This window comes from Veronia nyctiphanis, from assembly GCF_004116385.1.
In the GTDB taxonomy this organism is placed as follows: Bacteria; Pseudomonadota; Gammaproteobacteria; order Enterobacterales; family Vibrionaceae; genus Veronia; species Veronia nyctiphanis.
This window is the reverse complement of the sequence record NZ_PEIB01000003.1, coordinates 39706-54523: the sequence shown is the minus strand read 5'-3', so window position 1 is coordinate 54523 and position 14818 is coordinate 39706. Positions and strand designations below refer to the sequence as shown.

Sequence of the window (14818 nt, the reverse complement as noted above, 5' to 3'; positions counted from 1 at the left end):
TTTGAGGTGGATTTCGTCATGGACAAAATACTAGGCTTTGTCGTGATCGGGTTGTGTTACCTATTTGGTAGTTTCCTTACCGAACGACTCAGTTTACCGATTCCCGGGAGCATTATTGGTATGTTGTCTATGCTTTTGCTGCTTAGTAGCGGTGTTATTAAGGCAAGGATGGTGAAGCAAGGCTGTATTTTCCTTATCGGTGTGATGCCACTTTTTTTCGTCCCAGCATCGATGGGACTGATTAATCACTTCAATACTTTGCAACACCATTTTATGTCACTCATTGGTTCAACAGTGTTCAGCACACTTGCTGTTATGGCAATCATCGCTGTATTTATCGACAAGCTTGTTCAGAGCAAGTCGTCGGAGAAAAAGTAATGTGGCTGCTTCTCACCATTGTGGTGTATTTTTTGGCGAGAAAAATTGCCACATGGATACGACATCCCCTCTGTAACCCTATTTTCCTGTGTCTGATCGTGCTGATGACGTCCCTTACAATGACCGATACAAGCTATGCGGAATACTTCCACGAAAATCAAATTCTACATGCGTTACTTGGTCCCGCTGTGGTTGCAATGGCTTATCCCGTCTATGAACAACTCGGGACAATCAGAAGATATTGGAAAGTCATTTTCACTGCATGTCTCAGTGGCAGTATTTTATCTATTTTTATCGGTGCGGGGCTGGCACTGATAGGGAGCGACGATCTCGTCATCATGGCCAGCGTACTGCCGAAATCAATTTCAACGCCCTTCGCTCTTAGTGTTTCAGAACACATAGGTGGTGTAGCGTCCATCACATCAGCATTAGTTATCGTTGCAGGTCTAGTAGGTGCAATATTGGGTTATCCGTTGATGAACTTCTTGAAGGTAAAGTCACCGCTTGCACGAGGTCTGGCTATCGGTGCAGTATCGCATGCAATTGGCACTGCCAAAGCATCGGAACAAGACTATAGAGAGGGAGCAATGAGTTCACTTGCTCTGGTACTCTGCGGCGTAATTACTTCGCTCTTGGCACCCCTATTTTTTGCCCTATTTACTTGGTTCGCAACTACGCCTATGTGAACTGGTTAACATGTAATCGAAATCATGTGAGCTCACTTCAACTTGCAAAGCAAACATGTCCATTACATATTTGTTGTGACATAAATTGTTTATTTATTCTTTCGAATAGGGCTAGAATGACCTGCCATAGTGCTTGAACGGAACTGATTATGCGATCCAGCTTACGTAATGCTATCGCTTCATTACCGGCGCCTCTTAGAGATGCGCTCACAAATATCTTCTCCAAACCTGATTTTAAAGCAAGTATTAGTGATGCCTGTTTTCAGGAGATGTTAGTCAAGTCAGGACTTTCCGATAGTGAATTAAGGCTGGCGCTCTTGCCAGTTGCAGCTGCATATTCAATCGCCCCTATCTCTCAATTTCATGTCGGTGCAATCGCACGTGGCCTCTCTGGAACACTCTATTTCGGTGCCAACTTTGAAATAAATGGTGTTCAGCTCGGCCAGACAATTCATGCCGAGCAGTCTGCAATTGCACATGCGTGGTCACGAGGGGAAAAAGGCCTCAAAGACATCACAGTCAACTACAGTCCATGTGGCCACTGCCGACAATTTATGAATGAATTGACGACAGCAAAAGAGTTACAAGTCCAACTGCCTAATATAGAGGAGAAGTCTTTGCACACTTTCCTACCCGATGCGTTTGGGCCTGCTGATTTAGGTATAGAAGACGGATTGATGACACCTGTTAACCATGGTCTTGTTGCCAGAGAGGACGACCCACTTATAAATGCCGCCCTTGAAGCAACCAATGGAAGTCATGCGCCATATAGCCATAACCACAGTGGTGTTGCGCTTCGGACAACATCAGGGCGAATTTACAAGGGAATGTATGCTGAGAATGCAGCGTTTAACCCAAGCCTCCCTCCTCTTCAGGTTGCATTGATTAATATGAATATGGCATCTGAAAAACTGAGTGATATCACTGATGCTGCTTTGGTCGAATTATCAATCAGTTCAATGAGTCATCTTGCGGATACTCAGGCAACACTCGAAGCCATCAACCCAGACATTACACTCACTTACCAGCCTATTTAGCATAAATGACGCTTTCGGTAATCAACTGAAAGCGTCAGTGCCCCCAAAGATTAAGTAGAAAGCTCACTGTCGAATATCTCACTAAGCGTAAAAATGAATAAAGTTAAAATTACGTTGTATAGTTATTAACATCTGCCTAAAAAAACTATTTACGCCCTCTCTATCTTTGTCACTCACATCATTATCCCCGTTACTATTTAGTCAATATTTTGACGAAATTAAATTGTCTTTAAATTATATTAAAAATTTCGCATGAATTTAATTTATCACAGGCATTAGCTAACTGAGGTGAAATCAGACCCAGCGTGATAATTAAAAAATTCTTATAAATCTGAATCTTACAACAAATTAAACCACTACTTCTTATCTAAAGTTAATCTAATTTTTATAAAACGGTGTATTTTATTTTTTTAGATCTGAGTCTAAATATTATTTTTTGACTCGAAATATGTTGGCGTAAAATGTATAGTTCTCGTCATAGTTTCACGGCTTACATTGTTAAGTTGGAAATGAAAAATTCAGTCATCTAAGAATTCTCCACTGCCGCTCAAAACATAGTAGTGCTCTTGAGGTAATAAAATGCGTAATTCATTTGTCGCAGCGACGCTAGCTGTATCTATGGCCGTTGCTCCGGTTGCTCATGCAAAAAGTGATAATCTAACAACCGTCGGCGATATCACCCAAATCGCTGTCCCTGTTGGCGCCGGAATTATTTCCTTATTGAAAAACGATACCGAAGGTTTCTTTCAGCTAGCAGAGGGTGCTGTGTACACTGCTGCAGCGACACACACTTTGAAAGCGGTTGTTCACGCACCACGTCCAGACGGAAGTGAGAATAATTCATTCCCATCAGGCCATACTTCTGCAGCCGCCCAAGGCGCCGCTTACCTTCAATTCCGCTACGGCTGGGAATATGGTGTACCTGCATACGCATTGACAGCGTTAGTTGGATATTCCCGTGTTGATGCTAAGCGTCACTACTGGCGTGATGTTGCTGCAGGCGCGGCATTGGCTACAGGTATACAATACGCTGTAACTGAAATGGGCTATTCGTTAACTGATACGTATGTGATGCCTTATATCAACGGCGATCAGGTTGGTCTGACAGCGAGCGTTAAGTTTTAGTTTGCTTAACCAACAAAAAAAGCCACTCTTCGAGTGGCTTTTTTTGTTGCGTGTCATCTTTTCGTGATTGCCCATACTTGCTCACAAAATCGACTCGCCGATTTACTCTTTGGTGGCTTCGCACTGTTGTCTGTGTCCAGCAGCGTCACGTCGCATGATGAAAACAATTGCTGCACTTCCGTTTGGTCAACACTGAACGGAGGGCCAGACATTTCGCTCTGATCGTAATCGAGAGTGATCAACAGAATCCTTCCTCCTGACTCCACAACTGACAGTAACCTATCAACATAGCGTCTTCTCATCGTTTCAGGCATCGCTATCAGCTGCGCGATCATATACAAGTGAAAACTGGCCAACTGGAGACGTAAAATAGTCACCACAAAAAATGCTGACTTCATCGAACTGATAAAGCACGTGCCCACCCGGTAGAGTCGAGACCATAGGCGTATAAAGGTGCTCTGAAAAATAAGTGCGCACAGCGATATCACTCAGCTCTACGCCTACAACCTCCTCATGATTTTGTGCAAGCCAAGTTAAGTCGACTGACTTACCGCACATAGGTACAAATACACGTTCTTCCCTCCTTGGATTTATCGCAGGCCAAAAACGCTGTAAGGACGGATGCGTTTCATCACTGTGAAATCCAATACGATTTTCTGCCCAACGGCTATGCCAAAATTCTGCATCCACGGCTATATCTCACTCAATTTGTTTTCTCGGATCATATCAGTTACTTGTGCTCGGAATAAGCGCAATTTAGCTACGACGAAATGTTAGAAATGAAAACAGAGCATGGTTTAGTTTGAATAAGATCGCGGAATGATCGTTCAGATGATTGAAATAGCCAGCTAAACAAACTACTGTATAGGCATACAGCACTGGATGAGTAAACAGGACTAAACTATGAATCGCCAAACAATTTCTAATACATTTTGTTCAATTCACTTTGGTTCACGTTGCACCGACTTACCACAACTGAGAACTCATGAACGCAAGCACGATGTGAAGGACATGATTGCCAGCATAAAAAATGCTGAAATGCTGATTGGCCAAATGAAAACAATCATATCGTCAGAAGATTCAAGACAATGGATAACAGTGATTGAGCCGACAGAAAGTTTCTGCAAGCACGTACTCGAAGAAGCGGGTATAAACTGCAGCAGAGTCAGGATTGCAAGAAAGCATCCTCGTCAAGACAAGGTCAGCATGCTAGAAAGAGCCATCAGTGCGGGTACATCGGAAACAATCATCGTATTCGGCAACACGCAGGATTTTGCTCATCTGGCAACAACAGATTCTGGCAGTGTGACAAACGTTCTAATCGTTGAAGATACAAATCAGCTTGTGCACTGAACCACTCTCCATGTGGTAAAGGCATCGCTGTGCTAATCGACAGGTAATATTGATATCGAGAGAGTGTCGATATCTCCCTTGATGTGTGAAACTCTGCTCGTTGTATTTTTGGACACCTCTTGAATTTGTTCATCATCTAGCGGATAAGGGAGTTTCACATACACTTTATCTATCCCTTGGCGCCTAGCGATATCAATCAGTCTGCTGATGTTATCGACGTCGCTAAACTGCGGTGACATTGCTTCATAAAAACTATCTTCTAAACAGAGTCTTGTTTCTTTACTACTGTCTTGCTGAAAATCAAATAGCCATTGTTTGATTGGGCGACTTAAAATGTCTGAGAAGTACCATTGTTCATCACGTTGTTCTCGACACAGAAAGTGTGAGTAATCAAAATTGAGCTTTTTGCTAAGCAATCTATCGTTTTTCGTACCCAATATTCCACTACCTCAACTGATTGAAACAAAAGCATAATGTCTTCATTGTGGTGTCGACGGGCGACGTACATCTAAGATGCTGTACCTATTTGCCATCTGTAAAGATAGGCAATGTGCAGCTTGTTGGCGTGTCAAAAATGGGAAGCGACGCGAGAACAATGATTAATTCTCACAGGGTGATATAAATCGGCAATCGTTGTGAAGGGCTAGAAAAACAAAAACCAGCAACATATGCTGGTTTTTGTTTGTTAGCTATCAGTGGCTTAAAGTGCTTTGTAAATCACTTTATTGCCCGCTAACTGAACACGCTCAACCATACCGCCTTCGGCAAGTTTTTTTAGAGCGCCAGTAGCCCAGGAAGCAGCTTTGCCATCCTCCTGGCCGGCTTCAAGGCCGATACCCTTTGGGTTAATACCCTCAGGGCTTCCACGAACAATGTCTAAAACTTGTTGCTGCTTTGGCGTTAGGGCCAAATCAGCAACCACTTTCTTTACAACTGTTGTATCTGAAACTGCTTTTTTCTCAGCAACTGGTGCCGCTTTAACAGTTTTGACTTTAGGCGCAGCAGTCACAGAAGTGGTGGTCAGAATGCGCTTTTTCAGTTTGAGCTGAACTTTACGTTTGTGAGAGATTTTCATTAAATCGTCCTACTCCGTTGCACTACCTTCAGTATTCTGAATGCAGCGGGGTCTAAAACAAGTCGGCTTTTATAGCAAAAAACAGCTCGAAGTCATAGTGTAAAACGGGGACTAATCGATAAACTACACATTATCGTTTTATTTTCGACCCACTCAAACGAGGTGATACATCATACTGGTTAAGGTGATCCACTTTTTCTTCTTTTCAGTAGCAATGAGTAAAGGACGATACGTTGAGTAGAGCATTGCATATATTTCATAGACAAGGACAACGATCCCGCACTTTATCAGCAGTCATCGTCACTGTTTGTATCGCCGCTCTTCTTTTCGTCTTAACCAACCCTGAGATTTCCTTTGCAACAGGTTTGATTGTCATTTTATTGGTCACAGCTCTCGCCACTTACCTCATTCACACCCTAAACCAATCCAATTTAGCTTTTTCATTCTCTCAAATGCACCTCCAGCATCACACACAAAAAGGCGGTTGGAGTGTCAGGTGGACAGACATCAGCGAAGTCGGTGTTCCAAGTATTTCTAAAGAAGGATGGAACCACCCCCTGCCTTGGATGGGCATAAGAATCAAAGATTACGGTGCCTTTCTTGATAGCATCAGCTTTCGGCTCGCCAGCGGCATCATTATGGAGCAAAGGGGATTATTACTTAGCGCTTATCGTTTTCGAGAAGAAGATAGTAAGAAAGAAATAGAGGACATGATTTTTGACGACAAACCCTACGTAAGTGCCGACGGTAAAGAGTACCATGGGCTTGTTGCCATGCTGGCAAATCGTATGGTCTACACTCGCACTTTGTTGGGCTACGACATTTTCGTCAGTGAGGATTTTCTTGATCGGCCTCTAAACGACTTCGTAGGTTTAACCCGCCGCTATCTTGCGGCATCGGCGGGCCTAGACAGTATTCCAGAAGACGAAGTTGAGCGGCTTAAGGCGTTGGCAACCCATCAGCAACGTATGGATTAAACTCTCTTTCGTTACCGAATGTTGATTGCGGCCCGTGCCCAGGAATAAACGCAATATCATCCCCCAGAGGAAGTAACTTATCTCTTATTGAACTGATCAATGTCGCATGATCACCTTTCGGAAAATCGGTTCTTCCTATGCTACCGTAAAACAGCACGTCACCAACCCACGCAAGACGATCTTCAAGACTAACAAAGACAATATGTCCTGGCGTATGACCCGGAGCATGGATAACAGTGAGTACACTCTCACCCACAGTCACTTCATCGCCGTCTTCAAACCAACGATCTGGAGTAAACGCATCGGTATGTTCAAAACCAAACATTTGGCTTTGCGATGGCAACGCCTGCAGCCAGAATTCATCCTCTTTCTCTGGGCCCCAGACAGGGACGTTAAAAGTGGATGAAATAGCCATGGTGCCGCCAACATGATCCAAGTGTCCGTGAGTCAGCAATACTCGCTTTACCTCAACACCAAGTTCCTTCACTTTTGCCAGCAACAAAGAAACATCGCCACCGGGGTCAACAATTGCTGCTTCGTTTGTTTTGTCACACCAAATGATTGAACAGTTCTGTTGAAAGCCCGTCACAGGGATGACTTCGTACTTCAATGCCATCTTAATTTCCAAGAAATATAAAAACAAAAATATGAAAGTGAGAATAACAGGTTAGCCTTTATCCGTCCTCCCCTACCTCATTAGCTTGTCACAAAACTAACAACGAGCTGCAATAGTTCCTTCACCTCATTGACCCTTTTTCTTCATATCAAACGGTTAGTTTGTAATCGATTGATAACCCGATCACCAAATAAATCAGGCTATCAATGAATTGCTTAGTCATTTAATGGATCGATATTACTCAAGGACTCAACTAGTAGGCGATTATGAAGGTAAAATCAGTTCGTACCCTTTGGATTTCTGATCTCCACCTTGGCAACAAAGACTGCAAAGCCAACTACCTCCTCGACTTTTTAAAACATCACGATGCCGAGACCATCATCCTTGTCGGTGACATTGTCGACTTGTGGTCTCTTAGCGCGTCTCACTTCTGGCCGGAATCACACAATCAGGTGATTTCAGCACTTCTCGAACGAGCTCATAACGGATGCCGTCTGATTTATGTGCCCGGGAATCACGATGCGTCTATACGTGAGTTTGTTAAGTTCGATTTTGGCAAGGTAGAAGTAAGATCACGCTATACACATACCACGGCATCAGGAAAGAAAATACTTGCTCTGCATGGTGACGAATTTGATACCGCCGTCTGCCACAGCAAACTGACGTCGATGGTCGGTGACATTGGCTATGATCTACTTCTCTTCCTCAACCGATGGTGGTCTCGGTTGAGAAATAGACTGGGCTTTTCATATTGGTCGCTTGCTACTTACATCAAAACCAGAGTGAAAACAGCAAATGTGGCAATTTCGCGATTTGAAAAAGCAGCCGTGCAGTTTGCTGATAAAAAAGACGTTGATGCCGTCGTCTGTGGACACATACATCACCCTGCCATCAACGATTATGACGGCACTTTGTACCTTAACGATGGTGACTGGATTGAGAACTGTACCGCGCTCACTGAAGACTTCGACGGACATATACAGTTGGTCCGCTGGACGGAGCAAGAAACGTTGCTTGCTGAAACTGACCAACTAGCAACGAAGAAATCGACAGAGATTCATCGAAGAGAAGACGAAAAAGCCGCATAAACGGCGACCAAACGAAGGTAAACCACAAACATGTTTGATATTGACAAGGTTCTTGACAAAAACTACCCACAACTGGCTCAAAAGCCTTGGCTTGCGCGCCTGTTAGCTCAACGCTTAGGAAGTTACTTAACCAGCAAGCCTTTGAGGAATTCGCCGAGAAATATCCCCACCTTAAAGGTTTTGAGTTTGTTGAGCAGGTCCTTGAGTATTTCAATTTCAGCTACATGACGACAGACAGAGAACGTGAACGCATTCCTACAACGGGTCGTGTTGTGATCATCGCCAATCACCCGATAGGCAGCCTTGACGGGCTTGCACTCCTTAAACTGGTACGTGAAATCAGACCTGATGTTAAAGCTGTCGCAAATAACCTTTTGATGCAAATCAACCCGATGCAAAATTGCCTGCTTCCGGTAAATAACATGCAAGGTAATACGCCAAAAGAAAACCTGAGGAAGATTGATGAGTGGTTAAACAATGAAGGCGCTCTGATCATTTTCCCAGCAGGTGAAGTATCAAGGCTTGCGCCAACGGGGGTGAAAGACGGTAAATGGAACAGTGGATTTCTTCGGATTGCCAGCAAGACGCAGTCACCAATTTTACCTATTCATGTAAAGGGTCGAAATTCTGCAGTGTTCTATGGCGCATCTATGGTCTATAAACCTTTGTCCACTCTGTTACTCGTAAAAGAAATGTTCGGTCAAGAAGACAACAACATTACTCTGACTATCGGCGAAGCTATACCGCATAGCAGTTACAACGCGTCGGCCAACCTCGATATCAAATCCAGAGTAAAGCTGTTTTATAAGCACCTTTATCAAATTGGTAAAAAGCGATCTGGTGTATTTCCCACAGAGTCCGCCATTGCCTCACCCGAATCACCTTTGAGCTTAAGGGATGAGCTAAAAAATAGCGAGCTTCTGGCATTACGCCTGATGGAAAAGAAATCTATCTTCATCTATACAACCAAGAATCCGCTGTGATGCGAGAAATAGGTCGCTTGAGGGAATTTACCTTTCGAGCTGTCGGCGAGGGAACAGGACTGCGCCGTGACATCGATAAGTACGATGAACACTATTTCCACTTGGTGCTTTGGGACCCTCAAGTCCATGAAATTGTTGGCGCATACCGATTTTGCGATACGCAAGCCGTCATCGTCAACTACGGCATGAAGTATGTCTATACCGCAACCTTGTTTGACTATGACGACGGTATGAAGCCATATCTCGACAACGGTCTTGAGTTGGGACGCAGTTTTGTACAGCCCAAATACTGGGGCAAACGGAGTCTTGATTATCTGTGGATGGGAATTGGTGCATTTATAGCAAAACATCCGCATTATCGTTACCTTTTTGGCCCAGTCACAATCAGTAACGCAATGCCACAACCTGCAAAAGAACTTCTGATTTTGTTTTATCAGACCTACTTTGGCTCGGAAGAAACATTTGCTAGATCAAAACGTCCTTTCCGCTTTGATCCAACAAATGAAAATCTGCTTGCAGGACACTTTTCTGGTGATGACTATGACGCTGATTTAAAGAAGCTCAAAATGCTACTTGATCACATGGGAACCAGTATTCCAACGCTCTATAAGCAGTACAGCGAAGTGTGTGAAAAAGGGGGCGTGTCATTCCTTGATTTCAGTATTGACCCTGACTTTGCAAACTGTATAGATGGTTTGGTCATGGTTGATTTAACCAAGCTGACCAATAAAAAGCGCAAGCGATATATAGAGCGCCATATCGTGAATGACGCTTAAAACGTCGTTAATCGCGCAAAGACAACAACGTCGACACTCTTCACCACAATGAAAAAAGCGCCTTCAGGCGCTTTTTTACTATCCCCAGTATCTCACTGGGCCAGTATCAATGTGTATGAAGTTACTTTTAGGGTAAAAACCCACACCACCTGCTTTCAATGACATAGCCGCTTGGCGAATTCGCTTCAGAGGAATCCCCTCAATTGTGAAATCGATGGCCTGCCCAGTGATGTGAAAACTTTTTAAAGCCTGACCGCCACCGCGTTTTCTTAGCATGTTGTTGGTCTCTTCTGAGCGGTAACCAGAGAGGACCACACAGCGTTTATCTGTCTTCAGGATGTGCTTTATTGCAACCAACTGGTCGTAAAGCCTCGGGTCGAGGTCAATCGATTTGTTCTGACGATGATCGCGACATAAATGATTAAACACCTTTAGCGCAGAGGGAACATAACCGCTTCCGTCGAAGTAACATTCGCTGGCTGACTCTGATGTATGAGCATTGAACAGAGAAAGTTCTCTGATATCGGGGCTAACACTTCCCTGAGCCCACACACTGGAAGGCAGGATAAGAGCACCAGTCGCTAATGCAGCACCAGACATCACAAATTTTCGACGATTCGGGTTAAAGTCGTTCATATCCACCCAATGATTAAAAAATGAGACATCATGTCGAATTAAATGCACTCGACGCTTTGTTGAAGCCGAACTTTATCCACATCGCATTTCGGCGTCAAACGCAACTTGCGTCACATTTTTGAGACGGATGGAAGTTTGATCTAGGAATCAGGATCTTGGGTTCAAAAGCCAGATATAAATATCTGGCTAAATATCACATGGGGGAAGGCTAAAGTTGATTTTTGGTCAGTAATGTAGGGGGCCAATCAAGCTGTGTACGTTCAAATTCGGGGGCGATGTCATATTGATACACATCATCACGGTATTCGACGTTTCCTTGTGCATTTACCCAAGCAGTTTGATAGATGGCATGCACATCAATTCTCTCTTTGAGAGAAACCTGTTTGGTCGTGAAGGTTTTCTTGTATTTCGCATAACGGCGCTTTTCAAGCCCAGAGCGGTGAAGAAGTAGTTCAGCCAAAACCTGCGCTTGCTCGACCCGAACACAACCAGAACTGAAAGCTCGCCGCCCCTCGTCAAATAAGCTTTTCGCTGGCGTGTCATGCAGGTAAATCGCATTGTTGTTTGGAATATTAAACTTATAAAGACCTAAGGCATTCTGTTTGCCCGGAGCCTGCTGTAACCGGTAAGGAAATGTGTGTGGCTTAAACGTCGTCCAGTCGATATCCTCAACAGGTATCTCAGTCGATTTCACCCAACTGTTCAACACCCGATACCGGTTTTCAGTCAAATAATTACTGTCACGAGACGCTTTAGGCAGAATATCTTTGCGCATGATTTTGATAGGAACATTCCAATGGGGGTTAAGGACCACGGAGTTCACGTGCGCATTGAAAATGGGGGTTTTTCTGCTGGGCCGCCCCACAATCACTTTGCTGTTTAATACCACTTTGTCATCCATCCATAGGTCCAATTCGTAGCCGGGGATATTCACAAAGATGACTTGATGGGTTTTCACAGGCCAATAGCGCATTCGCTCTATATTCAATGCGATGAGCTTCACCCTATCTTTTGGGGTTTTGTTCAACCATTTTTTTGTTTGAGAGCCAATCACACCGTCTGACTTTAAGCCGTGTCGTGTCTGAAATCGCCTGACTGCCTCGACAAGTTCAGGGACATATCTGTCTGTTTGGTTAACAATCAGCCTACGAGCTGTTGAAACATCAAGCACGCCATGCCGCATTAAACTGGTGATCAGCGCATCAGATTTATTAAGTCGGTATTTCGGTTTTATAAGACCTTTTTGCTGAAAGGTAGGCCAGTGTAAAGGCTCGAGCTCTTGCAATGAGATGATTGCCTTCACCATCGCCCAATACTGCTTAGGTTGCGGTCTCAAGCTATCGATATAGGGATACAAGCCATTCCTACTCGCGGCATTAACAAGTTGGGAGACCTGCTGAAAATCAGGAAGAGGGAGTTCGATATCGACGCCTTTGCCAAAGAGCCAATCTCTTCCTCGTTCTGCAATAAGGCTATTGTAACTCATCAATGAGAGAAGAGTGTCTGTGGCAAAAACATCGTAGACGCGCCAGTCGGCTGACATTTTGGCGTCCCTCAGAACAGTTGCACGCCAAGCAAATTCAGTACTTATACCTGAAAGAGAAATGACATTAACCTGTGTTTCCAGTTCATCTTTTGCCATGCCATCAATCCACAACGGCTGGTAAGAAAAACGGAAATAAAGCGATGTGAGGAGTTTTTTGTGAACCAGATGTCCGACTTCACCTTCTACATCATCAATCCATGCAACATCTGAAACAGGAACAGCCTTTTCGCCTGTTAACTCGACGGCAGTAGCGCTTGAAATAAAAATTGAAACAAGAACAAGTGTCCAGAATCTTGAACGCATTACCGACATGCATCACCCCCCTTCTTCACTTTAATTATGGCAAACAAAGAAAGAGAGTGAAGTCTTATTTCTATGCAACTGATAAAACAGTCACTTAATTCTCAAATCAGATTCACTGCACTCCAATGATTGTCCCAAAGTACGTCAGAGGCCTTATAAAATGTAGTGTTATCTGAATCTATAGACACGACTTTCCCACTACCTGAACTCAATGCAACAGAATCCTCAACAATAACAGCACCTGACGCATCAATAAGAGGTTTTAAGGTAATCAACTCACCCGTTTCTAATGACCAAATACCAAAGCAGTTGCCTCGGGGCGATGTCGCGTAAATATATTTTTCCGTACAGGCGATACTTGCTATGTAGTGATTAAACCTTGCCCACTGTTCTGGCTCCGCTTTGAGCGAGTGATATCCGTTTTCTGGATGGTATATGGCGACAAGAGGAACAGACTGGCTGCTGTCACCTCGATACTGTTGCCCCGTTAACACCTCACCATTGGGGCCAACTGCAAGGTGACGGATACTAAGCTTGTGATCATCGAGACGATGCCTTTCTACGATCCGCCCCGTGTGACGATTAATGAGTACAAGTTCAGGTTTCATCGACTCGATATTTTGTGGCTCTCGTCCTTTGGTGTGAACGCCTCCTACACCTATTCCTAATGTGTCCTCATCCACCAAGACCACTTCATGAGGACCAATACCGAAGTCGGTGAACTCTTTTAGCTTGTGGAGCTCACCGATAGATGAAACCGTGTAGACACCAATAATACCGCGGCTTGTTTTGACTTCCCCTTCAGTGACATACAAAAGACCGTCAGCCGAAACCACGCCGTGTCCATAAAAATACCTGTCTTCAGGTGCTCGATACAATGGCGCAGTTTGGCCCGTTTGCCAGTTAAATGGCTGAATATATTCCCCGGGTCGACGCGCAAAGACGAACGCCATATCACCAAGGCGATCAATCGCTATTCCATGCCCTCTTGCAGGCAAGGGCACACTAAATCGTTGCTTCCCATCTTCTCCAGCGGCGGAAACACAATAACTTCCCGCCGGCGTTCTTGCACTGCCAAGATATAGCAGACGTGAGCCAGATGTTGACTGACAACCAGACAATACAGTGGCACCAGAGCCGATAACAATCGTAGCAAGAGAAGACTTGATAAGTTGTCGACGTGTGAGGTTAACCTGTTGCATTAATCACCATCTGTTGAGTTGAAGCCAACAACAACGCCAAGCAAAGGCGCAACCTCATCGCTTATTGCTAACTGAATGTACTCCAAATTGTTGTAAACGGTCAGTAGCGATTGATAGCCCCTCACAGTTTCAAGGCGACCTCTCATGCCGTCTGATTCTGGCACACTGTCCAAGGCAATTCGCCAATGTTCAGACAGGCGAGCTGCCAACGCCTCATGCCCCTTCTCTCGTAACAACACGTTCAAATCCGCTTGGTATAGGCGACTCATACTGATGATGCTTTGCTTCAAGAACGCTAATGACTGCTGAGAGCGCCATGCCTCTGCTTGGTAGGACTTAGGAAGCCCGGGCTTACCAAGTGGCATCGACAGCTTTTTCATAACACGATCCAACTGGTGACTAAGCGCTGACAGAGTATTTCTGGTTTCGGCCATCTCATCAGCCATAGAGAAAGGATTTATTTCCCATGCTTCACGGTATGCGCGTGCTGAACGGCTCAAATGCTGAGAGATGGCAACAGCAAGCTCGCAGTGACGGGGGGTAAGCATGTCTGAGGTACTATCAAATAGCATCCACTCCATGGCCCCCAGCCCCTGAACAGCAACGCTCTGCGCCGCTATGTACTCAGATGTCAACGGCGTATCTTGCTTTAACAGTTCAGAAATTTTTCTACCTGTCGTGTTTTTCTTGTCGGGATAAAACTGTATTTGCCAACTGAGAGAAAGTAGCTCTTCAGAGCCCATATCAACGCCTTGCAAAGACATCCACGCATTCATGGTTTCTTTCCAATCCTTGCGCAGGTTGAGCAGCAGCTCAGGATGGCTTCCCTCATGTATGCAGTAACGGTGAACAGATTGGTTCAATGCATTCGCTTCACGCGAAAAAGCGTCAGCTGATTCTTGTTGAACATGCCAAAGCCTGACATTGGGTTGTAATTGATTCGCAGACTGACATCCGGTGAGCTGTGCCAAAGACACGCAAAACGTTGGCAACAAAAAGAGACGAGAAAGGTTTACATTGCTAATTTTCATAAGATT

Annotated in this window: 16 protein-coding genes and 1 pseudogene; 9 read left to right on the top strand and 8 right to left on the bottom strand. The window is 44.5% G+C overall.

Going from position 1 to position 14818, the window contains the following annotated elements; translation table 11 throughout:
• Positions 1-18: 18 nt before the first annotated feature.
• The 4 genes from CS022_RS03865 (at position 19) to CS022_RS03850 (ending at position 3226) form a co-directional block, all read left to right on the top strand.
• Complete coding sequence (locus CS022_RS03865) at positions 19-378, top strand: CidA/LrgA family protein (RefSeq protein WP_161569554.1); 360 nt, start codon at positions 19-21, stop codon at positions 376-378.
• Positions 378-1064: an LrgB family protein gene (locus tag CS022_RS03860; RefSeq protein WP_129121182.1), complete on the top strand. Its 687-nt coding sequence runs from the start codon at positions 378-380 to the stop codon at positions 1062-1064. The genes CS022_RS03865 and CS022_RS03860 overlap by 1 nt, the downstream gene beginning before the upstream one ends.
• A gap of 149 nt (positions 1065-1213) precedes the next feature.
• Positions 1214-2101 carry a cytidine deaminase gene (gene cdd / locus CS022_RS03855; protein ID WP_129121181.1) on the top strand — a complete coding sequence of 296 codons (888 nt, stop codon included), beginning with the start codon at positions 1214-1216 and terminating at the stop codon, positions 2099-2101.
• Positions 2102-2680: 579 nt separating this feature from the next.
• Positions 2681-3226, top strand: coding sequence for a phosphatase PAP2 family protein (locus tag CS022_RS03850; RefSeq protein WP_129121180.1), 546 nt, complete (start codon positions 2681-2683; stop codon positions 3224-3226).
• A 53-nt stretch (positions 3227-3279) separates the two neighbouring features.
• Here the strand turns inward: CS022_RS03850 and CS022_RS03845 are convergent.
• Positions 3280-3916 (bottom strand): annotated as a pseudogene (locus tag CS022_RS03845) (thiopurine S-methyltransferase).
• A gap of 213 nt (positions 3917-4129) precedes the next feature.
• On the opposite strand from CS022_RS03845, the gene CS022_RS03840 reads away from it, so the two are divergent.
• Positions 4130-4579: a hypothetical protein gene (locus tag CS022_RS03840; protein WP_129121179.1), complete on the top strand. Its 450-nt coding sequence runs from the start codon at positions 4130-4132 to the stop codon at positions 4577-4579.
• A gap of 32 nt (positions 4580-4611) precedes the next feature.
• On the opposite strand, the gene CS022_RS03835 is transcribed toward CS022_RS03840, so the two are convergent.
• Entirely contained in the window at positions 4612-5016 is a 405-nt protein-coding gene (locus CS022_RS03835) for a hypothetical protein (protein ID WP_129121178.1), read from the bottom strand.
• 263 nt (positions 5017-5279) lie between these two features.
• A complete protein-coding gene (locus CS022_RS03830; protein ID WP_129121177.1) occupies positions 5280-5654 on the bottom strand; it encodes a MarR family transcriptional regulator in 375 nt (124 codons plus the stop codon).
• Positions 5655-5887: 233 nt separating this feature from the next.
• Here CS022_RS03830 and CS022_RS03825 point away from each other — a divergent pair, with 233 nt between their 5' ends.
• Positions 5888-6631 carry a DUF2982 domain-containing protein gene (locus CS022_RS03825; RefSeq protein ID WP_235869238.1) on the top strand — a complete coding sequence of 248 codons (744 nt, stop codon included), beginning with the start codon at positions 5888-5890 and terminating at the stop codon, positions 6629-6631.
• On the opposite strand, the gene CS022_RS03820 is transcribed toward CS022_RS03825, so the two are convergent.
• Complete coding sequence (locus tag CS022_RS03820; RefSeq protein WP_129121176.1) at positions 6594-7247, bottom strand: MBL fold metallo-hydrolase; 654 nt, start codon at positions 7245-7247, stop codon at positions 6594-6596. The genes CS022_RS03825 and CS022_RS03820 overlap by 38 nt on opposite strands.
• 266 nt (positions 7248-7513) lie before the next feature.
• On the opposite strand from CS022_RS03820, the gene CS022_RS03815 reads away from it, so the two are divergent.
• The 3 genes from CS022_RS03815 (at position 7514) to CS022_RS25860 (ending at position 10094) form a co-directional block, all read left to right on the top strand.
• Entirely contained in the window at positions 7514-8335 is an 822-nt protein-coding gene (locus tag CS022_RS03815) for a UDP-2,3-diacylglucosamine diphosphatase (RefSeq protein ID WP_129121175.1), read from the top strand.
• Between the two features lie 86 nt (positions 8336-8421).
• Entirely contained in the window at positions 8422-9318 is an 897-nt protein-coding gene (locus CS022_RS25865; protein ID WP_235869237.1) for a GNAT family N-acetyltransferase, read from the top strand.
• The gene (locus tag CS022_RS25860) at positions 9318-10094 is read left to right on the top strand and encodes a GNAT family N-acetyltransferase (protein WP_235869261.1); all 777 of its coding nucleotides are present in this window, start codon (positions 9318-9320) and stop codon (positions 10092-10094) included. Before CS022_RS25865 ends, CS022_RS25860 begins: the two co-directional genes overlap by 1 nt.
• 78 nt (positions 10095-10172) lie before the next feature.
• Here CS022_RS25860 and CS022_RS03805 read toward each other — a convergent pair whose 3' ends face one another.
• The 4 genes from CS022_RS03805 to CS022_RS03790 all read right to left on the bottom strand — a co-directional run bounded on the left by CS022_RS03805 (position 10173) and on the right by CS022_RS03790 (position 14812).
• Complete coding sequence (locus CS022_RS03805) at positions 10173-10730, bottom strand: YcbK family protein (RefSeq protein WP_129121174.1); 558 nt, start codon at positions 10728-10730, stop codon at positions 10173-10175.
• 208 nt (positions 10731-10938) lie between these two features.
• Entirely contained in the window at positions 10939-12588 is a 1650-nt protein-coding gene (locus tag CS022_RS03800) for a L,D-transpeptidase family protein (protein WP_235869236.1), read from the bottom strand.
• 92 nt (positions 12589-12680) lie between these two features.
• On the bottom strand, positions 12681-13781 hold the full coding sequence (locus tag CS022_RS03795; RefSeq protein ID WP_129121173.1) for a DUF1513 domain-containing protein: 1101 nt from the start codon (positions 13779-13781) through the stop codon (positions 12681-12683).
• A complete protein-coding gene (locus CS022_RS03790) occupies positions 13781-14812 on the bottom strand; it encodes an imelysin family protein (protein ID WP_129121172.1) in 1032 nt (343 codons plus the stop codon). Before CS022_RS03790 ends, CS022_RS03795 begins: the two co-directional genes overlap by 1 nt.
• Between the last annotated feature and the right edge of the window lie 6 nt (positions 14813-14818).

Coding starts and splice junctions, on each gene's coding strand:
- CS022_RS25860 (WP_235869261.1), top strand. CDS start 9,318: ATGCGAGAAATAGGTCGCTTGAGGGAATTTACCTTTCGAGCTGTCGGC.
- CS022_RS03850 (WP_129121180.1), top strand. CDS start 2,681: ATGCGTAATTCATTTGTCGCAGCGACGCTAGCTGTATCTATGGCCGTT.
- CS022_RS03820 (WP_129121176.1), bottom strand. CDS start 7,247: ATGGCATTGAAGTACGAAGTCATCCCTGTGACGGGCTTTCAACAGAAC.
- CS022_RS03865 (WP_161569554.1), top strand. CDS start 19: ATGGACAAAATACTAGGCTTTGTCGTGATCGGGTTGTGTTACCTATTT.
- CS022_RS03830 (WP_129121177.1), bottom strand. CDS start 5,654: ATGAAAATCTCTCACAAACGTAAAGTTCAGCTCAAACTGAAAAAGCGC.
- CS022_RS03800 (WP_235869236.1), bottom strand. CDS start 12,588: ATGTCGGTAATGCGTTCAAGATTCTGGACACTTGTTCTTGTTTCAATT.
- CS022_RS03790 (WP_129121172.1), bottom strand. CDS start 14,812: ATGAAAATTAGCAATGTAAACCTTTCTCGTCTCTTTTTGTTGCCAACG.
- CS022_RS03860 (WP_129121182.1), top strand. CDS start 378: ATGTGGCTGCTTCTCACCATTGTGGTGTATTTTTTGGCGAGAAAAATT.
- CS022_RS03815 (WP_129121175.1), top strand. CDS start 7,514: ATGAAGGTAAAATCAGTTCGTACCCTTTGGATTTCTGATCTCCACCTT.
- CS022_RS03840 (WP_129121179.1), top strand. CDS start 4,130: ATGAATCGCCAAACAATTTCTAATACATTTTGTTCAATTCACTTTGGT.
- CS022_RS03805 (WP_129121174.1), bottom strand. CDS start 10,730: ATGAACGACTTTAACCCGAATCGTCGAAAATTTGTGATGTCTGGTGCT.
- CS022_RS03795 (WP_129121173.1), bottom strand. CDS start 13,781: ATGCAACAGGTTAACCTCACACGTCGACAACTTATCAAGTCTTCTCTT.
- cdd (WP_129121181.1), top strand. CDS start 1,214: ATGCGATCCAGCTTACGTAATGCTATCGCTTCATTACCGGCGCCTCTT.